Below are 25046 nucleotides of genomic sequence, written 5' to 3' on the forward strand. Positions count from 1 at the left end.
ACAGGGAGGTAACCAGTGGCACATACTTTTTATTATGGTAAGTATCCAGAGAGGATGATCGATTTATACAACCAAAAAGTCACCGTTCCAGTCAATGATCTGGAAACTGGTATAACGGCTTTTAGGTTTCAGGGATTTATTCGGCTTCGTTATCCTGATGGAGACTGGATCAGCTTATATCTGAGTAGTAATTTCGGCAGGCGTGATGGTTTTTGGTGTGTATTACAATCCTCCAATGAGCATTGGTACTCTGCATACTTCCTTGAATTAACACTGATGGGAAACGTCCATCTTCAAGCGATAAATGAGGATTCCGCTAGAGACTTTTGCGGTGGAAAATTAATACCTGAAGTTTTAGAAATATTTGAGATGCCAGCATCAGAGAAGACAAAAAAGGTAATGGCGAAACAAAGGATACAACAATCAAAATGGGCAAACGCCGTGAGAGCTCTTGCCAATTACAGATGCCAAGCAACTGGAACCCGATATGCTCTCGAAGCCTGCCACATCAAACCTTTTTCAGAGTGCAATGATCAAGAAGCATGGGATTTGACCAACGGTATTTGCCTCACTGCCAGTGTCCACTCCATATATGATGCAGGGTTGCAAAAAAAACTGTCCCAAGATGATCCACTAACAGCACTGATTAACGTCGAAATATTGCAAAAAAGCCGGGATTAACCCGGCTTCTATTCTTTCAATTTCTTTTTTCTTTGCTCTTCAAGGTAGTACCTGATTGCACTGTCCAGACCGTAGTCACGACAACGGTCAATAAATGATGACCGACTACAACCGAGTTTTCGACTTAACGCGCTGATATTCAAAATGGAGTCATCAGAACCACCGTCCATAATGAACGTGAGCAAAGGCAGGTTTCCGCGGCCTATCAATTGTAATTTCATATATCTCCTCTTCTTTGCCTCGCCAGCAGCGGGGGCAATGTGCCCCCAATTACTGCTGATGCTTATTACGCTGCATCTTCCATAGTGACCTTCAGAACGAAGTCCGGGCGCATAGGAATTTGAATCTGGGATAGTTCACTGACCACCTCATAGTTCATGAACTTATCACGCAGAACGTAATGGTAAGACGGATAAACCGGACCATTAGCAACTTCAGCATGACGGCTCGCCGGAGTCTGGTAAGTCATGTATGGTGACAGGTCACCTTCTACGATGTTGGAGAATGACGCCAGCATATAACCTTCCCCGTCTGCAATGCCGTATAGCGGATCATCAATCTGAACCACAGTTACACGCCCGATGTTATAGCGGTCATATGCGCCCAGAGTATCCGGGAACACGATATCGCGGGACGTAGCACCAAACAGAGCGGCCTGATATGCGGTTGGGTTCGCCTGAATTGCAGTGAATAGGCTCGGACTCGCCAGCAGGTAAATCTGCTTAATGCTGGATGACCAACCACCAAGTTTTTGCTTCAGAAGCGTAGTTGCTTTCTGTAGTTCGGTGATGACATTGGCATTAACACCTGTCTTAACCGTTGTCTGAGGCTGTTCGATTCCCCAGAACTCGTTCCAAAGGATGGTTGGGCCTTCGCGTAGGTGCGTGGCTTCGGTTACGTTGTGCAGCAGACTCTGCGCCATGGCGAATTCAACATCCCGGCGGGTTTGCAGGTAATGCTTCATGGTATGGTTCGCCACAACATCTTCAGCGGTCATTTGACGGTTTTCACCGGGTTGACGCTTGCCCTGCCAATCCTGGCTGGTGATGGTGGAGCTGTAGACATGTAACGGAGCCTGAACGGTCACGTTAGCCGCTTTCGGGAAGTTCAGACCGGACATCTCAGAACCATAACGGGCAACCGACTTGGTTACTTCGCGCTGTACATCTTCCAGGGTATCGAGCGCGATGATCTGCGTGTCACTTGGGCGGCTGGTAAACAGGCCCAGGCTGGACAGAAGGAATCCCTCGCCGCTTGGTTTAACAAACTGACCGCTTAGGTTAGTAAAATCATTCAATTTCATAATGGTATCTCTCCTTGATTAGATCGCTGCGATAGTGGTGTTTGCATTGGCAATGCGATTACCCTGTTTGATAAGTGCGGCGTAAGCAGCATCTTTTGCGGCTGTGTCCACAACCAACCCCGCCGGATTGAACACACATTGGGTGTCACTGATAACCAGACTACGAGCATCACCAGCGACCTGATTTTGCAGTGCTACAGCGCAATCATCGCCATCAGCAGCGACATAAGCCGCGCCTGTGGTCGGATCGATGACATCACCACAAGTCACGTCAGCAGCCAGATCAAGGATCACAGTTCGTTTGTGGAAAACAGGAGAGTCGGTATAAACCAATACATCCTGTGGGGTTTTACTTTCGTATTCAAAAGCCATGTTTTTGTATCTCCATCAGTTATTCGGTCACAAAGTGATGAACCTATGGTTTACGGGGCGATGCCCTTTGCTACAGGCAAACACCTCCGGTGCTGAAGGTTCACCGCCAAGCGGCCTTGTTTAGTCACCTGCTATACAGGCAGGTATTGTTATTCGGCAGATATGCCGGAATTTGTTACAGGCGTAAAAGAGGCCGCACTGTGCGGCCTTCTTTCACCCGTTTACGGGTTAGCAATCTTGATTGCTAATCGCGAAGCGATGTTTTTCACTTCGTGTTCCAGACAGAAAAGACCCCGGAACAGGAATATCCCTGCCCGGTTGGTGGATCATCGGTGAGATGAAATTTCTGAGTGGAGAGATGGGAGGTGTGCAACGCCGTCCAATGGGTAAGGAGTAGGAACCCAAAACATTGCACACCTGTTGTCAGTTTCCATCGTGACAAGATGACCGGCGAGGAGAGCGCCGGATTTAATGGCATCCCGATCTAGTCGAGGTGTACTTTTATTTTGCTGCCTGCGACCTGACATCGCCTTCCCCTTGAGAGGTGGAGAAGCAGCAAAAGAAAAGGGGCTATCCACAAGCCCACTTTGTATCCTTAAGGAGTTGGGAAGCGACAATGGCAGTAGTACGCACATACCATAACTGCAATCAGCTATTTGCATATAATCACCTTAAGTTATTATTTTATCATAAATGATAATCATTCGCAACAAATTTCACGGGGCAACTCCGAGTATCATGTTCTGATTATTTAGCTCGTTACTCATGATCCGTGCGTCTACCAGATCGGTGATTTTTCCATCGTTCACATTAATCTCGATTGGCGATAATTTTATATTCGCCTCACCTCTCACGTTAAAATTGTACGGCTGGCGCTGTGCAATATTCTCTAGAGTTGGCGGTGTAAACGTTGGCGTTGGAAGCGGTGACACTCCGGGGAGCGTATTCGCCCCAGTGAACGTATTGGTAAAGCCCTGTGTATGGTCAACAAAAAACTTTTTAATGTCCGTCCACATGGTTGGTCGGTCATTATTCGCCTGCACTTGCTTTATAAAGGCATCAGGATCAGCCTGAATTTTATCAAGTTGGTCATTGAGGCTTACAGCAGCAATGATCGCAGGGAGACCGATAGAGAAACCCTGTTTACCGCCTTTTGTTGGTTTGTTGCTATCTGTTCCCGGTGTGGCAATACCACCAAGAGCGCCAACCTTGGCGAGTGTCCCAAGCAGACTTTTCAACGGATTCGCGAAGCTGACAAGCCATTTAAGAGCACCAGCTAACTTGAAGATTGCACCTGAGAAGATCGCTATACCTGCTGCATACGCTGCTGTATTGCCGAATCCCTCGAAGGTTTTAGATAGTCCTGGGGCGTACCTCTTGATCAGCGCTTCAATGAGGATGAAGGTGTTATAGACCGTGTCACCTGCATCGGTGAAACCTTGAATCACTTTACCTGCAATGGCTCCCAGCGTTTTAAATGCGTCCTGGTTGCTATTAATAGCGTCTGTCAGACCGTTAAACGTGTCAGTTAACTGACTGCCGAATCCCGAATCAAAGAAGTTTTTCTGTGCAAGTTGCATCGTTGTACGTAGGCGCATCATCGCAACACGGTTAGATTTCAGAGACTTCTCAAACGCGCCACCTTTCTGTGCTGCCGCCTTGAACTCATCACCAACAAGGGGGAGGATATCTTTAGCCAGTAGCTCACCGTTTTTCATCATAGACATCAGATCTTTTTCTGTAAGGTCTGTCCGGTCTTTCAGCTTATTCAGGGCTTTAACGAAGATACCAACAGCGTTTGGTAAAGCGTCACCAAGCTGTCCTTTTAGCTCTTCAGCCTGCACCGTACCTTTGGCGTACATTTGATTAATAGCAAGTAAGGCGCGACTCTGCTCTTCACCTGTGGCCCCCAATACGGTTCCGTACTGGCTGACACCCTCAAACAGGTTTTTGATTTGGCTGTTGGTCGCCTTGCCAACGGCTGAAGCGTAGAACTTAACGTAGTCTTTCGATGTCTGTTGCAGGTCAAGACCAAGGGAAAGCGCCTGTTTCTGTAGATATGCCATTTCCTGAGCGGCTTTCTGACTGTCCCCTGTCACAGCCTGAAGACCAGAGGCCATTGATTCGAAGTCTTGCCCGGTCTGCATGATAGTTTTGCCGATTCCAATAGTTGCGCCGATGGTGATCGCAGTGCCTGCATGGTCTAGGAGTGAGGTATCAAGGCCCGTCACTCTTGCCTTGACTGGAAGGGTTACCGGCTTTTTGACTAACCCCCCCTGCTGTCTGAGTCCCTGCTGTAGCTTGCTTACCCTAGCCGAATATTCAGAAACAGCCATTTCACCGCGATGAAACTCTTTGGTTAGTTGTGCGAAATCGCTGATCGCCTGTGCTCGCTGGCGTGGGGACAGGTTATAACCGTTGGTAGCAGTGCTGAAACGGATACCTTTTGATCGAATCTGCTGTGTGCGTTTGTCCTGCTCTGCTTGTTCACGTTGCAAACGGATTGCCTCTGCAAGCCCATGTGCATTTTTTGAAACCAGACCAGCGGCGGCTGGGCTACGTGCTGCAATGCTTGCCATCCGTTGGGTGTGGCGCTGTTCGCTGGTCGCCATACGTGCATTGATAGCACTCTGTTTCTGCGCCTCAGAAGTTAATTTTTGATGGAGTTTTAATCGTCTTGTCTCGTCACGTGCCTGCTGTAGCTGTATTTTGCCGCTAGACTGCTGAATTTTTTTAGCGCTATCTCGATACTTTTTCCCGATATCGTTCCATGCTGTACCTACAGAGCGGATTTGCTTAAGAACGCGATTGAAAGCGGCCTGGTCGCTTTTCCAAGTTACTTCATTGACTGTTTTAGTAACAATAATATTCCCTGCCATTACGCCTCCTGATTAATTGCGTAACCAAGACGCTCAAGAGCGGCAAGTTGTTCAGGTGTTAGCTCATCAAGGCTTGCCTTCATCATAAGACTGACCGGACGCAGATTAGCGCTATAACCTTGGGCCTGGTGACACAGAGCTATCCCCTTTTCCTTGATGTTCTTACCCGCTTTTTTTGCTGGCTCATTGGTTGATGCAGTCGAAGCTGTCAGGTAGTTCTGTACAGCTTCCGCTAATGTATCTTCAGCGCTTTTATTCAGGGTTTCCGCTTCGTCTGTTTCTGCGGCCAGGATTGCGGCGAGAATATCGGCGCGGATGTCGTTTATGTTTTTCATTATGATATCTCCAAATGAGGATAATCCCACCGATCAGGACGTGACGAATCACTAACCAGAAGGTGAGCAGATAAGTAAGGTAATCAAGGATCATTAGCCCCCGGTTGGGGTTAGTTCATCACAAGGCGATTAACGGCAATTACCGTTAACCTGCTAGCAGGTGTTAGTTCATCGCAGGTGTCAGTGCAGTCGAAGCGGTTTCTGCTTACGGCGAGAGTGACGTTGCAGGATTTTCTGGTATTCACGAACCAGCGGATCAGTCTCTGGCGGGAAACGCGACATAACCTCCGCGCGTGGAGCACCTTCATTTGCCAGATAGGTCACAACCGTAAAGAGTCCGAGATTTAACAGTTTGCAGATGCTGGACAAATCCGCACCATCCGTAAAGATCTGATAGGTCAGTCGGGAAACAGCGAATTGGTTCATTTTTTCTGACTGTCGGAATCGTGGGTTCCACGTCTTCGCCAGTTCAGCAACGTAATCAGGATCTAATCTGAGAATCAGGGCAACTTTTCCGGGAGAGTGTCCCGCAACCAGCATTGATTTAGCTGTCCGGGTAACAGATTCGTCTCTTCGACGTTGTTTAAAGAATTTCTGTTTGTTATGGGTCTGGCTGTTGCCAGTAGCGGTAGTTGTAGCGGTATTACACAATGTTCCTCCTTTAAAGGTTAGCTAACGCATAGTCAATTTCGGCTTGGGTTGGTTCAGGGTAAGCCTCTGGCTCAATACCCCCTCCATTTCCCTGATAACCCTCCCCTTGGTAATCATCCGAATCATCATCAGGTTCAGTTGGTTTAAAGCTGGCTTTCTGCCGGGGAGATTCCACACAGTTCACCGCATCATTAGCGGAAACATCATCGCCGCTGTCACCATCAGGCTGTTGAATGCCAGATTGCTGTTCAGAAACATTCGTGGCAGGTGCAGGGGCCACAGTAGCGGGTTTCTGTTCGTGTTCTTGCTGCTGTACGCCATTCTCGCTCTCCTCGATTTTCGGCTTTGCTGCTTTCTTCTTGGGTTTGGACTTTACTTCGTCTGGGTGTGGAGGTGTAACACCACGCACGGCAACGGACGCAGGCGGTATCGCAACATAATTACTTGAATTAACGTTACCGCGCACTTTTACAGTAGCTTTTCTAACCACCTTTGCAGTATCCAGAGCCTTAAGGGCGTCAATCGCGGCCTTTTCTGATACCCCCACTTCCCACGCAATAACGTTGGTGTTGGTATGAATAGGGTCATCATTTCCGCGCTTCTTATTCTCCTGAAACGTCCAGATGTACGCATAAATCAGCTTCATCGTACCAGTGAATCGAATTTCACCTTCCACTGTGCGTAGTTTAGTAATTCGGCGGATGCTGGAATAAACGACATCATAGGTGTCAGTTTTTGGCTTGCTCATTGTGTTCTCCGTTATGTTTCGCCTTGCTGGCTAATGCTGGTTTGATGTCTGATGTGTTGTCGAAAATGTTCGCGGCAGTCTCCAAGATTTCATTACAGAGCCGTGCCAGGGGCTTGTCCTGCCTTTTGGCCTCAGCCAGTAGAGCCTGATAAACGTGCTGTTGAAATTTGATGTTCATTCAAGTTGTCCTCCTCGTTCTAGGTACAAAAGAAACCTCTCCAGTGGTCGCCCAGAAGGCGAACCGGATCAGTGTTTTTCGATATTGGTGTTAAGCGGTTGCTGTCGGGAACTCGCCAATCAGTGGATAACCGTAGGATTCCAGTTCTTCAGCACCGTTGACAGCGATGAGCAGCATAATGACCTGTTCGTGTGTCAGAGACAGATTGAGTTTATCCAAGTAAAGCTGGCGATGACCTTCCAGGATAGGGCGAAGTATATCGGTCAACTCCATTCCGACAGCGCGTTGATTACTCAGCGGCTTAAGGATGGTTTTAAACGCTCGCGCCTGCTTCGCTTTCTTCCGCTCCTGTTTGAGAATATGCAGACAAACGGCGATCTGAGGATATTTAGCGTGGACAGCGTCTGCGCCGCCGTTCCTGCTAATGAAGGCCCACAAAGCTGACTTGGTGTATTTGCCGTTCAGGATGAGATCAGCAATCTGCTCGCCAGTCATTGTGGTCAGGTCGAGACGCTGTGATTTTGGTTTGTTCATGTTGGGTTCTCCGTTTCTGTTGAAAGAATTATTAGCGGAGGTCTTTTTGTACCCATTTTGTATTGCCGTGAGATTGACAAGGGATGTCGTGATGACGGCAGAATATTTTACTCGAGGATTCGTAGAGAAATCATTACCCTACCTACCTATTATATCAGTTTACACTTGAAATAGAAAGCTTTATTTTAGCAAACTTCATAATACCTCAAAATCACATTATCAATTAACGAAATCTTTGTCAATAGTGCTAAATCGTTCTGTAACGTGTTCTGCGGGGACTTGTCACCATCACAGTATACGTATCACCACCACCGTTTAAACGCCGTAGAGAGGCGTTGAGGAGGTCTGTTAGTTAACCCGCGCCGCCCCGGAGTGAACCGGACAGATGCAAAGCAGTCCTCTACGCCGTGCTCCGATCCACATATGGCGAACAAGTTCGCAGCTTCCACACAGAGTGAGGGCGTAGCCTGCCGGGTTACCCGAGTCACAGAGCGTAGCGATACAGGTATCACCCTCTTTTTAACACCTCCAACAAAATAGACGCATGTCTATTCCTGCCTTTGACCTGGATGTTTTAGTCAAAAGAATGTGTTAGTAAAAGAGTTAACAAACATGTGTTAGTAAACTTACCTTTCTTCAGTGGTGGAATACGTCTCACCACTTACCTTTCTACAGTGGCAATCCACTTACCTTTCTTCAGTGGTTTATGGCTGAAATTCCGGCATGGTTACTTAGGCACCTTCACTTATCGCTCGCCGTGATACCAGGGACACCATGATGCCCACCCCGCCCATTCTCCTTACAGGCCCAAGATTGGCAACCTGTTACTGGTTTTCTGTCAAAATTTGGTGGTTGATCTCAAATTCTGGCTACCGCGTAAACAAATGGAATTAAATACACCTCAAATACCCCACTAATAGCAGATAATTATGCTTTCATGGTCACTATGCGTACCGCTCAAGAGACTGTCTGTATGAGCGTTATGATGTAAGGTATACAACAAGGCCGTGCCAGTGCTGGGTGCGTTAAATTTAATGTTGATGGTGTGGCTAAACAAAATTACCGATGCATCCTTTCAAACCGACAAAAAAATAAATTCCTCATGCAAATAGACCAAGGAACAAACTTCTAGAGGCTCGTGTATGCCTCTCAGCGGGGCACTGTATATCGGTGAGTCAGTTTACATCTGGTGGGAGATAGTGCCGCTACGGGCTTCTGGTGGAGCATACGGGGCTGTTGGTGGGACTGCTTACGCTGGTGTGGGAAAAGGTACAGCACAGTGGCGGCCTGGCCGGGAGAAGATCGCCTGTTAGTAGCTGACCTTCAGCCCGTTGTAATAACGTCGCTATATTAGCTTTGTGTCTGCTGGCAAATGCGCAATTGTGCTTTCAGCAGATTTGACACGCTGGCAGGCCCAAAGGTCTGAAACCTGAAATTGTGCGATGAACTGGCAAACTCAAACAAAATCCTTGAACAAGAGAACTCTCCCCAAATCCTCCCGAATGCTATCCTTCTGTTAGTGAAATCGCTGTTGTGTACCCAGCTTCGCGTCAACGTTTCGAAAAGCAATACCTGACCATTCCAGTCAAGTACTTATAAGATACAATATGTTAAATGGCTGTACAATTAGTGAACAGAGGCACTTCAAAACATCAAGTTATCTCCCTTGCCTCAGCCCAAAGCAGCATTGTGTAACTGCACTGCTTGTTGCAGTGAGGCGTGTCGCTGAAGGCATCACGTAGCGATATTTGGCGAAGAAAAGCGCTTTTCACCGAGGGCCTGGGCTGACGGTCTAGCAGATCACCAACAGAGCTGGGGATATTTTCAACAGGAGAATGTAAACTTGGAGGATAAAGAGCCGGGACACTTACGGGGCAGGTTGTGGAAATGAAGAAAATTTTACTATTTGTTGTGGCACTGCTGCCGCTGGCGGCTCATGCAGGAAAAATCACCATGAGCAACCCCGACGGACAAGAGTTACAGGGCGGAAAACGGCTTTGCACTTACGAAAACAACATTTATCTATTCACGCTGGTGACGCGCTCACAGTCCTGTCCTCACTCCAAGACGTTTGAGGCATCAGAGAACGAAAAATAGTTACTTACTTTACTTCATATTGGATGAAATTTAATCGTAATGGTGACAGTGATATGCTAAAAAATAAATGGATAAAGAATTTTTTGTTTTTCATTGCATTGCTACTTATAGGCGCTGGTGTAATTGTAACTCTGACAATAGGAGCAACTGAAGGGACTGTTGTCATTGTAACAGGCTTCGGGTTGATGGTGCTTACTCAATTTGAATGGCATGAAATAAAGCTCTTAGGCATGGAGGCAAAATTAAGAGATACTATTAACGATGCTGAAAAAGTTTTAGAGAGTTTAAGAAAAGTTTCCTTACCTATTTCTGAAGTAGCTATTTCATTAGCCTCCAGAACCGGACGCCTAGATACAGCAACATCCAACAAAGATCTTTATAAATTAGTATCTTCAATTTCGAGTGAACTTGAACAAATAGGGGTTAAGAAAGATGAATTAACCGCAATCAAACACGATTGGTTTTACTTTACTACTTTTGACATGTGCTCGTTACTCTCAAAGACAATAATAACAATTCTTCGGGGTCATCATGAAGAAGCTAGCCAAATCTATCATCAGTGGGTTGGAAATAAACCTATTACCGATACAGAAAAACAGCTTGAACTTCTAACACCCGTTCGGGATGCAAGTGCTGAAATTGAAGAATTTCGTAATGCCTTCTGGAAAAAACCCTATAAAGATATCCCTGCTATTCTCAAGAAGTTAATAGATGATAGTAAAGTCCTTACAATGAATGAAAAACAAAAATTCTGGGAAGAAAATGAAGAAGTCTGGAAAGATATTCTGTTTTTTATTGAGAATAAGGAGTTTAGACGGCCAGAAATTTGGTTTTCTGAATAAGCTAAAGGGGCTTAAGCCCCTCATTTTAAGTTTTAGGTTTATCTCTGTTTTCAATACCCTTCAACGCCCTTTCAGGCATACAATTGAACATCTCTTCAACCTCTTTGGGTCTGGTAATCTGCTCAGTGACAATAATGTTCAGCAGCTTAAAGAGACCATGAGCCAACTGCGGGTCATCATCAAGGCTAATTTCTCCGGGATGAACCGCCTGATTGCCGACAATACGGCAGATGTCTGCTGCCTGCTGGATGCGTACAGGTAGTCCTTTCTGAACGAGTGACCGGATGTCAGCGTTAATGTTATTCCCCGGTTCGCCTAAGTGGACCATTAACTTCTGAAGGCATAGACGAAGTAGTGCAGCGGCCCCTTTAGGAGACAGATTAATGATGCTTCTGGCTTCCATGTAGTCGGACTTACAGTCATCGGGCATATCTGGATTTGGGAGTTCAACATTGCCAGCCGCAGGGATCAACATGTTGCCCTGATACCAAAAAGCGTCTTCATCACAATGAGCACACGATGACATTCGGAACTCAGATCCTCTTGAAGGGAGCGCATTTGAAGAGCCATACATCCTTCGCCAGAATTGTCGGGCATAAACACCACAGTGAGGACAGTTAAAAGCCTCTGCTTCAAACACCGCTGGATAATACTCAGCCATTCACATCAGTCCCTTAAAAATCCCATTAATGTTGTAATGATACTGCCCTCAAGCAGTACGAGTAAACCGCTCAACACTTAAATTATCTTTAGTTTATTTCCTTGCAACTATCTAATTTAAGTCAATAGAAGCCATAAAGCCCCGTTAGTGGTACAAGCAACAAGCGGAGCGTAGCGACATCATCAGATTGTCAGAGGGATCACACCTTATCAGGGTGCTCGTGTACCGTCAGGAGCGTGAGCGAAGCGCTGGCAGAGCCTGCATATCGTGTGCAGGTACGTTTACCACTATTCACCTGTTTACGTGGCTTACAAGGCCACACATCGGGCTTAAATGCGTGTGATCAATCTGTTTCGGGAGGATTTAAAGACGTTGGCAGCGTCATCAGCTTCGAGTTGATAGCGGTTCGTGGGGACTGTTCACGCTTTGTACCTGTTCGAGCTTTACAACTACAGGCCGCTACGTGCTAACATCCCTGAGTAGCCACTGTTAACCATAGCGGCAACTGTTGGTCATAGAATCCCTTAAAAAAAGATTGTACCTTGAGAGCGAAAACTTTCTTAACCTATTGTTTTTAAAGGGTTTTGTTGTGTGAGTGCCGATAATAGGAGTCGAACCTACGACCTTCGCATTACGAATGCGATGTTATTATATTTTCACCCCTTTAAAAACCTACTATTAAAACAAGCAATTCATTATAAAACATTGTGTTATGAAAAACACCTGTTGATAAAAATTGACACGCGTTGATGTTTATTCCCCCATTTTACTTACACTAGCCGTTACATTATGGTGATGTAACATTTCTCATCTGGAGCCCCAAAATGGCACTTCCAAGACAAAAACTCACCTTCGAGCGCATTCGAAAATTTGCTTTATCTGAAGGAAAAACCCAGGCATTTCTTTGGGATGCGGACGTAACTTCCCTGGCATGTAGGGCAACTCGCGGAACAAAAGCTTTTGTGTTCCAAAGCGTATATGCGGGAAAAACCCTTCGCATGACCATTGGCAACATTAACGATTGGAGAATTGATGATGCCAGGGCCGAAGCCAGGCGGCTGCAAACATTAATCGATACAGGGATAGATCCGCGTATAGCTAAGGCAGAAAAAATTGCTGAAGCGGAATCACAGCAGGCTGAATCTCGTAAAACGAAGGTAACCTTCACAAGCGCTTGGGAAGATTACCTTGAAGAATTGAGAGCCGGAATCAGCGCAAAAACTAAACGCCCATATTCTACTCGATACATTGCCGATCACATTAACTTGTCCAGCCGTGGAGGCGAAAGTAAAAAAAGAGGCCGGGGCCCAACCTCGGCTGGACCATTGGCTAGCTTACTCGACCTACCGTTATCGGAACTAACACCAGAGAACATTGCCGCATGGCTAAGTACAGAGAGACAAAATCGGCCTACCGTCACTGCTCATGCCTACCGTCTGTTGCGTGCATTTATCAAATGGGCTAATTACCAGAAAAAATATCAGGGAATAATCCATGGCGATATTGCACAAGATCATAACGTGAGAAAAGTGGTTCCAGTATCAGCGAGTAAAGCGGGAGATTGCTTACAAAAAGAACAGTTAAAAATCTGGTTCAGTGCCGTACGTAGCCTCAATAATCCCATTGCATCGGCCTATCTCCAGGTACTTTTGCTCACCGGTGCACGGCGTGAAGAAATTGCGTCACTTCGGTGGTCTGACGTAGATTTCAAATGGTCAAGCATGAGGATTAAAGACAAGATCGAAGGCGAACGTATCATCCCTCTCACTCCTTATGTTTCTGAGCTGTTAAGTGCGCTAGCGCAATTCCCAAATTCTGACGTAAATAAGGAGGGTTGGGTTTTCAGAAGTAACAGTAAAAGTGGCAAAATTATTGAACCGCGTTCAGCACACAACAGAGCGTTAGCTCGAGCTGAGTTACCACATATCAGCCTTCACGGCTTACGCCGTAGTTTTGGCACTCTTGCTGAATGGGTTGAAGTGCCAACAGGTATTGTTGCTCAAATTATGGGACACAAACCAAGTGCACTGGCGGAAAAACACTACCGCCGTCGTCCGTTAGATCTGTTGCGCAAATGGCATGAAAAAATTGAGAGGTGGATCTTACAGCAAGCAAATATTGTAAAAAAATAACCGTTGATATGCGTTGATTTCATTTAATATCAATAGATTACAGAACAACATCCATCGTTGACATAAGTGTATTTTAAGGTTTAAATTCCATCGTCCACTTTTAAATCAGGAGATAAAGCATTATGTCTAATTCTTTGATGAGTTCTGCGCAAACCAGCTCAAAGGCTCGAATAGTACGGGTCGTGGGTAAGATCAAAGTTGTTCGTTCTAGTAAGCAGCGACAAACCTGTGCTGAGTCCATATTTCAGGAAAGACAGGTGAACATCAGGATTCGAGCTGCTCTTGGACACCTCAGTGAAAAAAACTCTTTATACAATAAAAACAATCGACATAAAACTTTGGGCGTTTTTTTTGCACGTATCATCTCGCACAAAAATCAGGCCGAAAACTCGCAAGGTAATGCGTCTAAATCAACTAAAAGTACCTCATCCGGCTCAAGCGAAGGTAGTGATCCTGACCCTGAAGCTTATTCAAGCTTGACTTTTTTGTTTTCTTTTTGGTCCTTTCTTTCCCTTCTAATTTCATTACTTTTTGTATATGCCTGCATCTCAATCATTGAGGTGGTAGCATGAGCATATATGAGCAATCCAGAACATCTCTATCTGAACTTGTTTCCACAAGTGAGTTAGCACATCTATTAAACCTTAAAGCCCAAACAATTCAAAAATGGCTTTGCCAAGACAAGCTGCCTAATGGTTTACCACGCCCAAAGAAAATTAACAGCCGACATTATTGGTTACGCAAAGACATTGATAGGTTCCTATTAACCTTCTCAGTATATTGTAATTAACAGCAGCATCAAAATCATAACTCCCCAGCTATTCTAAAGAATAGCTGGGTTAATTAACAGAAACAATCCGTCGATAAAAGATACTAAATCACACCGTTTATCACATTTTACATTAACGAAAGTCAAGGATACATATGAAAAAACGCATCACTTTCAGCGCAAACAAAAAATCAACTATTGATGCAATTGACGACTATAGCAATGCAAAAGGATATTCTAGGTCAGAGGTGATATCATTTTTGTTAAACGCCACAGCCCCAGCATTGAATAAAATAACATCGCAATATCATATAGCTCAAACTTTGGAGTCAACATTAGGCTGTATTTTTGAAGAGAAGGCCCCCTCAATCGCACGGGGTGAGCCAAAATTAACTTACGAAGAGTTTTTTTATTCCGTCTGGAACACTCACATTCGACACCGGAACGAGGTTGTCGATCAAGATTTTTATGCGCACAAAATACCTCATGATAAGATGGGTAAGAGCGAAAAAAAATTAATTCATGAAAAGCTCTCATACATTATAAAAAGTTTCAATGTAAAAAAAGCAATTTTTATTTACGCAGATCGGCGCGTGAACCACAAACATCTCATTGCAGGAGGGTTATCTAATATCATACTGATAAAGGAAACAGTCTACGATGGTTGTTTTTTTGATTTGAGCAGCATTGTGATTATGCCAATCTTTGAACTTATTACATTTGGAGTTGAAGCAGTATTGAAAAGAAATAAAACTCCCCCTAAACAATCATGCTATTGCTGGATACCAATTTATTACACAAATGATCTAGCGGTAATGGTCCCTGTGATTGCCGAAGGCGATACACCTCAAAAGGCGATGAAAGGAGGAGATGCCATCATTATTAACCCCTTTAACGGTGAAGTAAGCCATACTTTCTGATACCAATGTTAAGCATAACCACTTAGTTGCATACATCTCGACAGTATGGAGTTAGTACCTAATAGCTTGATGAGGGTAAAAGATGCCTACTAACAAAGCAAAATCAAAGAAAATTCTAGGAAGGCCTGAAGGAAGTAAATATTCCCATTTAATTCAGAGTGAGAAGGCTAAGCATTACTCTCAATCCAAGGTGGCAAAGATCTTAGGAATAAGTATTTCCACGGTAAAAAGACACTGGGATAACGGCATCTTTGGGTGATTATAATTGCAGAGTTGCTTTTTAATTATTTTACTGCATGGGTAATGGGTTGATAACAAGTTTTATTGTTGGAAAGGTATTATATAACAGTCATTACTATTAACAGTTAATTAATATAACTAACCACAGACATTCAGCTATGTCTGATCATATTACTATATACGGCTATCCAAAGCCGTAGGGCTAACGACAGGATCGAAACATGGAATTATATCATGGTTCCCATGGTGAGCATGTGCTCGCCTATAAAAAACATATTGAACGAGTCGTCAATGATGCTATCAGTGAATTCCCCAGAACAATGGCGTTACGTGTTGATGTTCATTATCCACCCATTTTAGACAGAGGTGACACTGTTTGCTGTTTTCCTAATCTAGAGCCTGGTGCCATATCCCGTTTCCGTAATGCATTAAATGCCATGTTGGAGGCCAATGAGAGAACCAGAGCAGCTAACGGCAAAAGAATATATCCAAACCGTGTTCGTCATGTTTGGGCACGGGAGTTTTCCGAAGAAGGAAAATGTCACTTTCACCTTGGTCTTTTTTTTAATAAAGATGCTTATTACCATTTAGGTGATTATGAGGCTGAAAGAAATTTAAGGATGATGATTGTAAGAGCATGGTATAGCGCACTGGGATTGGAACTGGATGATTATCCGGGATTGGTTCACTACCCTGAAAATTGTCGTTATATTTTAGACGTCAATGATTTTAACTTTGAAGGAGAATACAATAAATTACTGAATCGCTTCGACTACCTAGCTAAACTCGATACAAAAGCATATGGAGATGGCGACCGTAGCTTCGGCTGCAGTCGCGGGTAATTTATTTTTTACAGCAATGGCCTTTCTTATGGATGGAAAGGCCAGACCTTATATATCAAGAAGATGGTGAGCGATAAAGTATTGTTTTCAAGTAATCATCTGTTGCAGTAAACTCAGGGAGTTGGCCACTCATGGCCTGTGTTAGTGGAATAATCTTTGTCCTGACTCCCATCCCCCTGAAATCAACGTAACCATAATCACGTAAGACTTCCATGATAATCGTATTACGTGGTGATCGCTGACCTGTAACCATCTTTTCAATCGACATCGAATTATTCAGCGCCCCTGGGCTAATAACTTCAAATCGATTGCTATACAAGCCAATCTCTATCTCAACAAAGCGTGTCCAGTCACGATGAGCCAGTGCATTTACAACAGTTTCGCGAATAGCTTCCAGTGGATAATACCAGGTTGTTTCCCGACGTAGATGCGTATCGGGTAGAGGGGCCTCTGAAGTGATAAAGGGCATGATAGTTGACATCAAACGCTCAATCAATCCACCATCGATCAAAGCCTTTCCGGCTTCCTCAGTATCAAAACGCCCAACCATTGGACCATCCAGAATATCATCGAGTAACGGTTGGTACTCCTTATCCTCGCTGGCAAACGCAAAGACTCGGATATCTGGTCGATGCGAGAGTTCAACCATTTTGATTTTGAACTCAACGGGATAATTAGGGCTTTTTTTACGCACTGTGGTTAATGATTTCATGGATAGTGTCCACCATATTTGGTGTCCACTATCCTCTCAGGAATTTCAGGATCTGCCAGACGGTGCTGAGACGACGCTTACGAATGTTATACCCCCTGCTGCAGTGGAAAGACGTGGTGACAGATACCCCTTCCCCACATTCAGGCAGCAACTCTTTCATCAGTAGCAGGCGGGAATCAATATGAGCAGGATCGGTGTGGTTAAAACGATGAAGGAGCGATTTTGTCCGCAAAGAATCCGCTTTTATGGCGGGTTCAGCAGGGAAAAAGTAATCCCCATCTTTAAGACGGACACGTTCCACCCTGGTATCAGCGCAGGGCGGCAATTTATCATTCATTAATTCTGTTTCCTCCGTATGCAGCGTGGAGCCTTTCCTGTTACCGGTTTTATCCGGATGTATGCTGTCCCGTGAAGTGGCGGGCAAACTCACTTCTAAAAAATTACGGCCAGATCTTGTCATGCCTATCACAAAGTATCATAACCGAGCATTGTGTAAAGATGAAAACCGTCAAATTGAGCGCAATCGAGCTGCATGATATGATCAGAACCCTACTAAATCAGAAGTATTGGGTATGAGATTACTTTTGAGGAAGCACGTAAATGAAACGAGTGGTTCTGTTTTCATGTGGGAGCGCTTGTCGCTCCCTGAATAGTCCATGTGACAATGAAGATTAAACAGCATCATAACCAGCATGATGCCGTTGCATTTCTTGCATATCGGCAGACTACATCAGAACCCGGTAACCTTGGATGCTGGGATAATGGCAGAGAAGAGGCACTTACTGTATCTACGGTAAAAAGCGGTTTTGTCGATGAAGTTTTAAAGGAAACCCTCCAGAAACGCTGATGAAATTGCGCAGTTTCGCTGGCCTGATGCGACAACAACTCGCCAGTAGAATGGGTATTTCTTACAAATACCTGCGCAGCATAGAAGCAAACCCATCCAGAGCGAGCATTACTACACTTAACCATTATGCCAAGAAGTGTGGTGTTAAAAGCCCTTTGATTTATCTGTAAATAAGATAAAACATGATAATTTCATCAAGTTGCATGGTAATTTATCCAGGATCCATTTGTGTCCAGGACGTAAGTCTTCACAGCTGTCGAATCAATTCTATTTCGTAAGGCGGCTCACGTTTTTATGCCCTGAGCAGTGCTTTTCCGGCTGGAACTTTCCCCCACTCATTCACTGTGATTTAATATGCTAAACCGGTTTAATTAAGTTTAGCCTTGGAGGGTTTTAGCATGAAAGCAAAAGTTTGGGTTCTGGGCGACGCAGTGGTGGACCTGCTACCGGAGAGTGAAGGGCGCTTGCTACAGTGCCCTGGAGGCGCGCCGGCTAACGTGGCGGTAGGGGTTGCCCGCCTTGGCGGCAACAGCGGATTTATCGGCCGCGTCGGCGGTGACCCGTTTGGCCGCTACATGCGTCATACCCTGCAACAGGAGCAGGTCGACGTCAGCCATATGTATCTTGACGATCATCACCGCACGTCCACTGTGGTGGTCGACCTTGATGACCAAGGTGAACGCACCTTTACCTTTATGGTACGCCCCAGCGCTGACCTGTTCCTGGCTGAAGAAGACCTGCCACAGTTTGCCGCCGGACAGTGGTTGCACATCTGCTCCATCGCGCTCAGCGCCGAGCCCAGCCGCAGTGCTACCTTCGCGGCTATGGAGAACATCAAACGTGCCGGTGGCCGGGTGAGCTTTGACCCTAATATCCGCCTGGATCTCTGGCAAGATCAGAACCTGTTGCACGCCTGTCTCGACCGCGCCCTGCGTCTGGCGAACGTGGTGAAACTGTCCGAAGAAGAGCTGATACTCATCAGCGGGAGTAATGATATCGCGCAGGGGATCGCCAGCATCACTGAGCGTTATCAGCCTGAATTACTGCTGGTGACTCAGGGTAAAGCGGGCGTCATCGCCGCATTCCAGCAGCAGTTTATCCATTTCAGCGCTAAACCGGTTGTCAGCGTGGATACCACCGGTGCGGGCGATGCGTTTGTCGCCGGACTGCTTGCCAGCCTTGCTGCCAACGGGATGCCGGCGGATATCAATGCCCTGGAGCCAACGCTCGCTCTGGCGCAAACCTGCGGTGCCCTGGCAACCCTGGCGAAAGGCGCGATGACTGCCCTGCCATACCAGCGCGATCTACACCGCCAGATTTGATCCTAAATACCGTCGTACGCGGTCCACTTTGTTGCATCCATCACACTTATTAAACCGGTTTAGCAAAATCAATTTCAAAATGTTAAATGTCGTGCTTAACATTGCAACTAAACCGGTTTAGCAAAAACACACAATTTTTTATTTTCCTTTTGGGATGCAATCAATATGTTCAGAAAAAGCACACTCGCGGTTCTTATCGCTTTGCTAACCGGCGCCGCCTCAGCCCATGCACAAACGGATCTCAGCAGTATCGAAGCCCGTTTAATTGCGCTGGAAAAACGCTTACAGGATGCCGAAAACAGAGCGCAAACGGCAGAAACCCGCGCAGAGTCGGCAGAGAAGAAAGTACAGCAGCTCACGACACAGCAACAAAAAACCCAGGACAGCACTCAGGAAGTGGCTCAGCGTACCGCCAAACTGGAGAAAAAAGCCGATGAGAAAAGCGGGTTTGAGTTCCACGGCTACGCCCGCTCCGGCGTGATAATGAATGACTCCGGCGCCAGCACCAAATCCGGAGCCTACATGACGCCAGCAGGGGAAACCGGTGGGGCTATTGGCCGCCTGGGAAACCAGGCCGATACCTATGTTGAAATGAATCTTGAACATAAGCAGACCCTGGATAACGGGGCAACGACCCGCTTCAAAGTCATGGTCGCCGACGGTCAAACCACTTATAACGACTGGACGGCGAGCACCAGTGATTTGAACGTGCGTCAGGCCTTTGTTGAACTGGGCAACTTGCCCACCTTCGACGGGCCGTTTAAAGGCTCCACCCTGTGGGCCGGGAAACGCTTTGACCGGGATAACTTTGACATTCACTGGATCGACTCGGATGTCGTGTTCCTCGCCGGTACCGGCGGCGGTATTTACGATGTCAGGTGGAACGACAGCGTTCGCAGCAACTTCTCTCTTTACGGGCGTAACTTCGGCGATATTGCTGATACCAGCAACAGTGTGCAGAACTACATCGTCAGCATGAACAATTTCATCGGGCCGGTGCAGATGATGGTCAGCGGGATGCGGGCAAAAGACAACGACGAACGCCAGGATACCAACGGTAATCCGGTCAAAGGCGATGCGGCAAATACCGGTGTACATGCGCTGCTCGGGTTGCACAACGACAGTTTTTACGGCCTGCGTGAAGGTGCCAGCAAAACCGCCCTGCTCTACGGTCACGGACTGGGTGCCGAAGTTAAAGGTGTCGGCTCTGACGGCGCGTTACGCTCGGGGGCTAACACCTGGCGCTTCGCCAGCTACGGCACCACGCCACTGAGCAAGAACTGGTTTATCGCCCCGGCGATACTGGCACAAACCAGTAAAGACCGTTATGTCGATGGCGACAGCTACCAGTGGGCAACCCTCAACATGCGTCTGATCCAGGAGATCAATCAAAACTTCGCCCTCGCTTATGAAGGCAGTTACCAGTATATGGATCTCAAACCTGAAGGTTATAACGATCGCCATGCGGTAAACGGCAGCTTCTACAAGCTCACCTTCGCCCCGACCTTTAAGGTTGGCGACATCGGCGATTTCTTCAGCCGTCCTGAAATCCGTCTTTACACCTCGTGGATGGACTGGAGCAAAAAAATCAATAATTACGCCAGCGATGACGCGCTGGGCAGCAGTGGTTTTAAATCGGGCGGCGAATGGTCGTTCGGGATGCAGATGGAAACCTGGTTTTGATGGTTAACACCTGGCGACAGTAACCGCCGGGGCGACAAAATACGTTTCGTCGCCCCGGACACAATAACAACGAAGAGAAAGCGCTCCGGCTACCACGGGACGACAACTCGAAAATCAATACGCATTCAGAGGGTACTATGGATTTTGAACAGATTTCCCGCTCGCTACTTCCGCTTCTGGGAGGCAAGGAAAATATCGCCAGCGCCGCGCACTGTGCCACACGCCTGCGCCTGGTGCTGGTCGATGACTCACTGGCCGATCAGCAGGCCATCGGCAAAATTGATGGGGTGAAGGGCTGTTTCCGTAACGCCGGACAGATGCAGATTATCTTCGGCACCGGGGTGGTGAACAAAGTCTACGCCGCCTTTATTCAGGCGGCAGGGATTGGCGAATCCAGCAAATCGGAAGCTGCCGACATTGCGGCGAAAAAACTGAATCCTTTCCAGCGCATTGCCCGCCTGTTGTCGAACATCTTTGTGCCGATCATCCCGGCTATCGTCGCCTCCGGCCTGTTGATGGGCCTTCTGGGGATGGTTAAAACGTACGGCTGGGTCGACCCGGGTAACGCCATCTACATCATGCTGGATATGTGCAGCTCAGCGGCGTTTATTATTCTGCCGATCCTGATTGGCTTCACCGCCGCCCGCGAGTTCGGTGGTAATCCTTATCTTGGCGCGACGCTTGGCGGCATCCTGACTCACCCGGCGCTCACCAACGCCTGGGGTGTGGCCGCCGGTTTCCACACCATGAACTTCTTCGGCCTTGAGATTGCCATGATCGGCTATCAGGGCACGGTGTTCCCGGTGCTGCTGGCGGTGTGGTTTATGAGCATCGTTGAGAAACAGCTGCGTCGCGTGATCCCCGATGCACTGGATCTGATCCTGACGCCGTTCCTGACGGTGATCATTTCCGGTTTTATCGCCCTGCTGATTATCGGCCCGGCTGGTCGCGCGCTTGGCGACGGTATTTCGTTTGTCCTTAGCACCCTGATTACCCACGCCGGTTGGCTGGCCGGACTGCTGTTTGGCGGTCTCTATTCGGTTATCGTCATTACCGGTATTCACCACAGCTTCCACGCCATCGAAGCGGGACTGCTGGGCAACCCATCCATCGGCGTCAACTTCCTGCTGCCGATTTGGGCGATGGCCAACGTCGCTCAGGGCGGTGCTTGTCTGGCGGTGTGGTTCAAAACGAAAGATGCCAAAATCAAAGCCATTACCCTGCCCTCGGCGTTTTCTGCCATGCTCGGCATCACCGAAGCGGCGATTTTTGGTATTAACTTACGCTTTGTAAAACCGTTTATCGCAGCCCTGATTGGCGGCGCGGTGGGCGGCGCGTGGGTGGTATCCATGCATGTTTACATGACCGCCGTGGGCCTGACGGCTATCCCTGGCATGGCTATCGTGCAGGCCAGCTCGCTGCTGAACTACATTATCGGGATGGTTATCGCCTTTGGCGTCGCCTTTGTCGTCTCCCTGGTACTGAAATACAAAACGGACGCTGAATAATGTCACATCCATCACGCCTGCCTGCGATTTTGCAGGCTGTTATGCAGGGCCAGCCGCGCGCGCTGGCCGACAGCCACTATCCCCGCTGGCACCATGCGCCGGTGACCGGGCTGATGAACGATCCCAACGGCTTTATTGAATTTGCCGGACGTTATCACCTGTTTTATCAGTGGAACCCGCTCGCCTGCGATCATAAGTTCAAGTGCTGGGGGCACTGGAGCTCTGCCGACCTGCTGCACTGGCAACATGAGCCGATCGCGCTCATGCCGGATGAAGAGTATGACCGCAACGGCTGCTACTCCGGAAGCGCCGTGGATAGTCAGGGCACGCTCACCCTGTGCTATACCGGCAACGTAAAATTTGACGACGGCAGCCGAACCGCGTGGCAGTGCCTGGCGACGGAAAATGCCGACGGCACGTTTACCAAACTCGGCCCGGTATTACCGCTGCCGGAGGGCTATACCGGCCACGTGCGTGACCCGAAAGTCTGGCAGCACGAAGGTCGCTGGTACATGGTGCTGGGCGCACAGGATTTGCAAAAGCGTGGCAAGGTGTTGTTATTCAGCTCAGCGGACCTTCATGAGTGGACGAGTCAGGGCGAAATCGCCGGTTATGGCATCAATGGCCTGGACGACGCGGGCTATATGTGGGAATGCCCGGACCTGTTTGCCCTCGGCGACCAGCATGTCCTGATTTGCTGCCCGCAGGGCGTGCCTCGTGAGAAAGAGCGCTATCTCAACACCTACCCGGCAGTGTGGATGAGCGGCGATTTCGACTACCACCGCGCGGCCTTCGAGCATGGCGAACTGCACGAATTGGACGCAGGGTTTGAGTTCTACGCCCCGCAAACCATGCTTACCAGTGATGGCCGCCGTCTGCTGGTCGGCTGGATGGGCGTGCCGGAGGGCGAAGAGATGCTTCAACCGACCCTCACCAACGGCTGGATCCATCAGATGACCTGCCTGCGTGAGCTGGAGTTTATCGATGGTCAGCTATACCAACGTCCTCTACGAGAGCTGAGCGCCCTGCGCGGCGAAGCGCACGGCTGGGCAGGGAACTCCCTGCCGCTGGCACCGATGGAAATCGTTCTACAAACCACTGGGGACGATATTTTGAGCCTCGATTTTGACGGCGCATTAATCCTTGAACGCGATGCCAGCGGGATCCGCCTGGCCCGACCCAGTCTGGCCAGCGACGAGAAGCATTATCGTTACTGGCGCGGAGACGTCCGCTCGCTGCATATTTTCATCGACCAGTCTAGCGTGGAGATTTTCATCAACGGCGGCGAAGGAGTGATGAGCTGCCGCTACTTCCCGGCCTGTTCAGGGCAGCTAATGTTCTCTGGCATCACACCGGACGCATTCTGCTACTGGCCGCTGCGAACTTGCATGGTAGAATAAGCGTTTTGCCTCAAGCTCATGGCGTCGTAATGAAAACTAAACGCGTAACCATTAAAGATATCGCCGAACAGGCTGGCGTCTCAAAAGCGACCGCCAGCCTAGTACTGAACGGTCGTGGTAAGGAGCTGCGTGTGGCGCAGGAAACGCGTGAGCGAGTACTGGCGATTGCCCGTGAGCAGCACTATCAGCCAAGCATTCACGCCCGCTCGCTGCGCGACAACCGCAGCCACACCATCGGACTGGTGGTGCCGGAGATCACCAACCACGGCTTTGCGGTCTTTTCACATGAGCTGGAAATGCTGTGCCGCGAAGCAGGCGTCCAGCTATTGATCTCTTGTACTGATGAAAACCCCGGTCAGGAGAGCGTGGTGGTCAATAACATGATTTCCCGCCAGGTTGACGGTCTGATCGTCGCTTCATGTATGCACAACGATGCCGACTATCTTAAGCTCAGCCAACAACTGCCAGTAGTGCTGTTTGACCGTTGTCCTAATGAAAGCCTGCTGCCGCTGGTGATGACTGATTCGATTACCCCAACGGCGGAACTGATTTCCCGCATTGCACCTAAGCATAGCGATGAGTTCTGGTTTTTAGGCGGTCAGTCGCGTCTGTCGCCTTCACGCGATCGTCTGACCGGCTTCACGCAGGGTTTGGCTCAGGCGGGTATTGCACTGCGCCCGGAATGGGTGATTAACGGTAACTACCACCCGAGCTCAGGCTATGAGATGTTCGCCGCACTCTGCGCGCGACTTGGGCGGCCGCCTAAGGCGCTGTTCACTGCCGCCTGTGGACTGCTCGAAGGGGTACTGCGCTATATGAGCCAGCACCATTTACTCGACTCAGATATCCATCTGACGAGCTTTGACGATCACTATCTTTATGATTCGCTGTCGCTGCGTATCGATACCGTACAGCAGGATAACCGCCAGTTGGCCTGGCACTGCTATGATCTGATAAGCCAATTGATCGAGGGCGATACGCCCGAAACGCTACAACGCTACCTGCCCGCAACGCTGCAGTTTAGGCATCAGTAATAACTGAGCATTTTTGAATACCCTACAGAGGTGAAATCTGGTGCGAATCCAACAATCAAAAATCAATATTTGTAGTGATGTGATGCGGAAAGGTCTTCACTGCATCAGTAATCACACCAATCGGGTTAAACGGCAAACTGAGTGGTGGTAAAGACTGACACCGGCATTATTACTGTCACTGTGGAACATCACTCCGGCGGGTTTACCGCAAGCTTCCCACGCAATTTCCAGCGCTTTGATGTCAGCTTGCTGTCCGGTGAGAATGACATTGCCCAACCCTCAGGTTTCCTTGCGAACAGATCGAGAACAACAGCAAGGTAAGCCCAACGCTTGCCTGTCCAGAGTAGAGTAAGAGG

25 protein-coding genes and 2 pseudogenes are annotated in these 25046 nt (G+C 47.9%); 14 read left to right on the plus strand and 13 right to left on the minus strand.

Going from position 1 to position 25046, the window contains the following annotated elements:
- Positions 1 to 15 precede the first annotated feature (15 nt).
- Positions 16 to 681: an HNH endonuclease signature motif containing protein gene (locus tag F0Q32_RS14235; RefSeq protein WP_149463600.1), complete on the plus strand. Its 666-nt coding sequence runs from the start codon at positions 16 to 18 to the stop codon at positions 679 to 681.
- 8 nt (positions 682 to 689) lie between these two features.
- On the opposite strand, the gene F0Q32_RS14240 is transcribed toward F0Q32_RS14235, so the two are convergent.
- The 9 genes from F0Q32_RS14240 to F0Q32_RS14280 form a co-directional block, all read right to left on the minus strand.
- Complete coding sequence (locus tag F0Q32_RS14240; RefSeq protein ID WP_149463601.1) at positions 690 to 902, minus strand: hypothetical protein; 213 nt, start codon at positions 900 to 902, stop codon at positions 690 to 692.
- Between the two features lie 65 nt (positions 903 to 967).
- Positions 968 to 1984 carry a major capsid protein gene (locus tag F0Q32_RS14245; RefSeq protein ID WP_149463602.1) on the minus strand — a complete coding sequence of 339 codons (1017 nt, stop codon included), beginning with the start codon at positions 1982 to 1984 and terminating at the stop codon, positions 968 to 970.
- An 18-nt stretch (positions 1985 to 2002) separates the two neighbouring features.
- Positions 2003 to 2356, minus strand: coding sequence for a hypothetical protein (locus F0Q32_RS14250; protein ID WP_149463603.1), 354 nt, complete (start codon positions 2354 to 2356; stop codon positions 2003 to 2005).
- 716 nt (positions 2357 to 3072) lie between these two features.
- Positions 3073 to 5235: a tape measure protein gene (locus tag F0Q32_RS14255; protein ID WP_149463604.1), complete on the minus strand. Its 2163-nt coding sequence runs from the start codon at positions 5233 to 5235 to the stop codon at positions 3073 to 3075.
- The gene (locus tag F0Q32_RS14260; RefSeq protein ID WP_149463605.1) at positions 5235 to 5570 is read right to left on the minus strand and encodes a hypothetical protein; all 336 of its coding nucleotides are present in this window, start codon (positions 5568 to 5570) and stop codon (positions 5235 to 5237) included. Before F0Q32_RS14260 ends, F0Q32_RS14255 begins: the two co-directional genes overlap by 1 nt.
- A 180-nt stretch (positions 5571 to 5750) precedes the next feature.
- Positions 5751 to 5996 (minus strand): hypothetical protein, encoded by a 246-nt coding sequence (locus F0Q32_RS14265; protein ID WP_149463606.1) that lies wholly within the window; start codon positions 5994 to 5996, stop codon positions 5751 to 5753.
- Between the two features lie 235 nt (positions 5997 to 6231).
- Positions 6232 to 6969, minus strand: a complete 738-nt coding sequence (locus F0Q32_RS14270) for a hypothetical protein (RefSeq protein ID WP_149463607.1) — start codon at positions 6967 to 6969, stop codon at positions 6232 to 6234.
- Positions 6950 to 7147, minus strand: a complete 198-nt coding sequence (locus F0Q32_RS14275; protein WP_149463608.1) for a hypothetical protein — start codon at positions 7145 to 7147, stop codon at positions 6950 to 6952. Before F0Q32_RS14275 ends, F0Q32_RS14270 begins: the two co-directional genes overlap by 20 nt.
- A 90-nt stretch (positions 7148 to 7237) precedes the next feature.
- Positions 7238 to 7681 carry a hypothetical protein gene (locus F0Q32_RS14280; protein WP_149463609.1) on the minus strand — a complete coding sequence of 148 codons (444 nt, stop codon included), beginning with the start codon at positions 7679 to 7681 and terminating at the stop codon, positions 7238 to 7240.
- A 1887-nt stretch (positions 7682 to 9568) separates the two neighbouring features.
- On the opposite strand from F0Q32_RS14280, the gene F0Q32_RS14285 reads away from it, so the two are divergent.
- The gene (locus F0Q32_RS14285) at positions 9569 to 9778 is read left to right on the plus strand and encodes a hypothetical protein (RefSeq protein ID WP_149463610.1); all 210 of its coding nucleotides are present in this window, start codon (positions 9569 to 9571) and stop codon (positions 9776 to 9778) included.
- A gap of 53 nt (positions 9779 to 9831) precedes the next feature.
- On the plus strand, positions 9832 to 10620 hold the full coding sequence (locus F0Q32_RS14290) for a hypothetical protein (protein ID WP_061092834.1): 789 nt from the start codon (positions 9832 to 9834) through the stop codon (positions 10618 to 10620).
- Positions 10621 to 10645: 25 nt separating this feature from the next.
- Here F0Q32_RS14290 and F0Q32_RS14295 read toward each other — a convergent pair whose 3' ends face one another.
- Complete coding sequence (locus F0Q32_RS14295; RefSeq protein ID WP_149463611.1) at positions 10646 to 11281, minus strand: DUF4145 domain-containing protein; 636 nt, start codon at positions 11279 to 11281, stop codon at positions 10646 to 10648.
- Positions 11282 to 12090: 809 nt separating this feature from the next.
- On the opposite strand from F0Q32_RS14295, the pseudogene F0Q32_RS14300 reads away from it, so the two are divergent.
- The 5 genes and pseudogenes from F0Q32_RS14300 to F0Q32_RS14325 all read left to right on the plus strand — a co-directional run bounded on the left by F0Q32_RS14300 (position 12091) and on the right by F0Q32_RS14325 (position 16184).
- Positions 12091 to 13430: pseudogene (locus F0Q32_RS14300) on the plus strand (tyrosine-type recombinase/integrase).
- Positions 13431 to 13535: 105 nt separating this feature from the next.
- The gene (locus tag F0Q32_RS14305) at positions 13536 to 13985 is read left to right on the plus strand and encodes a hypothetical protein (protein ID WP_149463612.1); all 450 of its coding nucleotides are present in this window, start codon (positions 13536 to 13538) and stop codon (positions 13983 to 13985) included.
- Complete coding sequence (locus F0Q32_RS14310) at positions 13982 to 14203, plus strand: helix-turn-helix domain-containing protein (RefSeq protein ID WP_149463613.1); 222 nt, start codon at positions 13982 to 13984, stop codon at positions 14201 to 14203. Before F0Q32_RS14305 ends, F0Q32_RS14310 begins: the two co-directional genes overlap by 4 nt.
- A gap of 134 nt (positions 14204 to 14337) precedes the next feature.
- Positions 14338 to 15102 carry a hypothetical protein gene (locus tag F0Q32_RS14315; RefSeq protein WP_149463614.1) on the plus strand — a complete coding sequence of 255 codons (765 nt, stop codon included), beginning with the start codon at positions 14338 to 14340 and terminating at the stop codon, positions 15100 to 15102.
- Between the two features lie 461 nt (positions 15103 to 15563).
- Positions 15564 to 16184 (plus strand): inovirus Gp2 family protein, encoded by a 621-nt coding sequence (locus F0Q32_RS14325; protein ID WP_003029579.1) that lies wholly within the window; start codon positions 15564 to 15566, stop codon positions 16182 to 16184.
- Between the two features lie 55 nt (positions 16185 to 16239).
- Here the strand turns inward: F0Q32_RS14325 and F0Q32_RS14330 are convergent, their stop codons facing one another.
- Positions 16240 to 16896, minus strand: a complete 657-nt coding sequence (locus F0Q32_RS14330; protein ID WP_003029581.1) for an ATP-binding protein — start codon at positions 16894 to 16896, stop codon at positions 16240 to 16242.
- A 28-nt stretch (positions 16897 to 16924) separates the two neighbouring features.
- Positions 16925 to 17233, minus strand: a complete 309-nt coding sequence (locus tag F0Q32_RS14335) for a maltose acetyltransferase domain-containing protein (RefSeq protein ID WP_003029582.1) — start codon at positions 17231 to 17233, stop codon at positions 16925 to 16927.
- Positions 17234 to 17769: 536 nt separating this feature from the next.
- Between F0Q32_RS14335 and F0Q32_RS26810 the strand changes: the two genes are divergently transcribed.
- The 6 genes from F0Q32_RS26810 to F0Q32_RS14365 all read left to right on the plus strand — a co-directional run bounded on the left by F0Q32_RS26810 (position 17770) and on the right by F0Q32_RS14365 (position 24690).
- The gene (locus F0Q32_RS26810) at positions 17770 to 17913 is read left to right on the plus strand and encodes a helix-turn-helix transcriptional regulator (protein ID WP_223870241.1); all 144 of its coding nucleotides are present in this window, start codon (positions 17770 to 17772) and stop codon (positions 17911 to 17913) included.
- 228 nt (positions 17914 to 18141) lie between these two features.
- Positions 18142 to 19065 carry an aminoimidazole riboside kinase gene (locus tag F0Q32_RS14345; RefSeq protein WP_003029584.1) on the plus strand — a complete coding sequence of 308 codons (924 nt, stop codon included), beginning with the start codon at positions 18142 to 18144 and terminating at the stop codon, positions 19063 to 19065.
- Positions 19066 to 19230: 165 nt separating this feature from the next.
- The gene (locus tag F0Q32_RS14350; RefSeq protein WP_149463615.1) at positions 19231 to 20748 is read left to right on the plus strand and encodes a carbohydrate porin; all 1518 of its coding nucleotides are present in this window, start codon (positions 19231 to 19233) and stop codon (positions 20746 to 20748) included.
- Between the two features lie 137 nt (positions 20749 to 20885).
- Positions 20886 to 22256: a sucrose-specific PTS transporter subunit IIBC gene (locus tag F0Q32_RS14355; protein ID WP_000345204.1), complete on the plus strand. Its 1371-nt coding sequence runs from the start codon at positions 20886 to 20888 to the stop codon at positions 22254 to 22256.
- On the plus strand, positions 22256 to 23656 hold the full coding sequence (locus F0Q32_RS14360) for a sucrose-6-phosphate hydrolase (protein ID WP_003029589.1): 1401 nt from the start codon (positions 22256 to 22258) through the stop codon (positions 23654 to 23656). The genes F0Q32_RS14355 and F0Q32_RS14360 overlap by 1 nt, the downstream gene beginning before the upstream one ends.
- Positions 23657 to 23685: 29 nt before the next feature.
- Positions 23686 to 24690: a LacI family DNA-binding transcriptional regulator gene (locus F0Q32_RS14365; RefSeq protein WP_003029591.1), complete on the plus strand. Its 1005-nt coding sequence runs from the start codon at positions 23686 to 23688 to the stop codon at positions 24688 to 24690.
- A 165-nt stretch (positions 24691 to 24855) separates the two neighbouring features.
- Here F0Q32_RS14365 and F0Q32_RS26550 read toward each other — a convergent pair.
- Positions 24856 to 25046 (minus strand): annotated as a pseudogene (locus F0Q32_RS26550) (DDE-type integrase/transposase/recombinase); the annotation flags it as partial.

Source organism: Pseudocitrobacter sp. 73, assembly GCF_008369545.1.
GTDB lineage: Bacteria > Pseudomonadota > Gammaproteobacteria > Enterobacterales > Enterobacteriaceae > Pseudocitrobacter > Pseudocitrobacter vendiensis.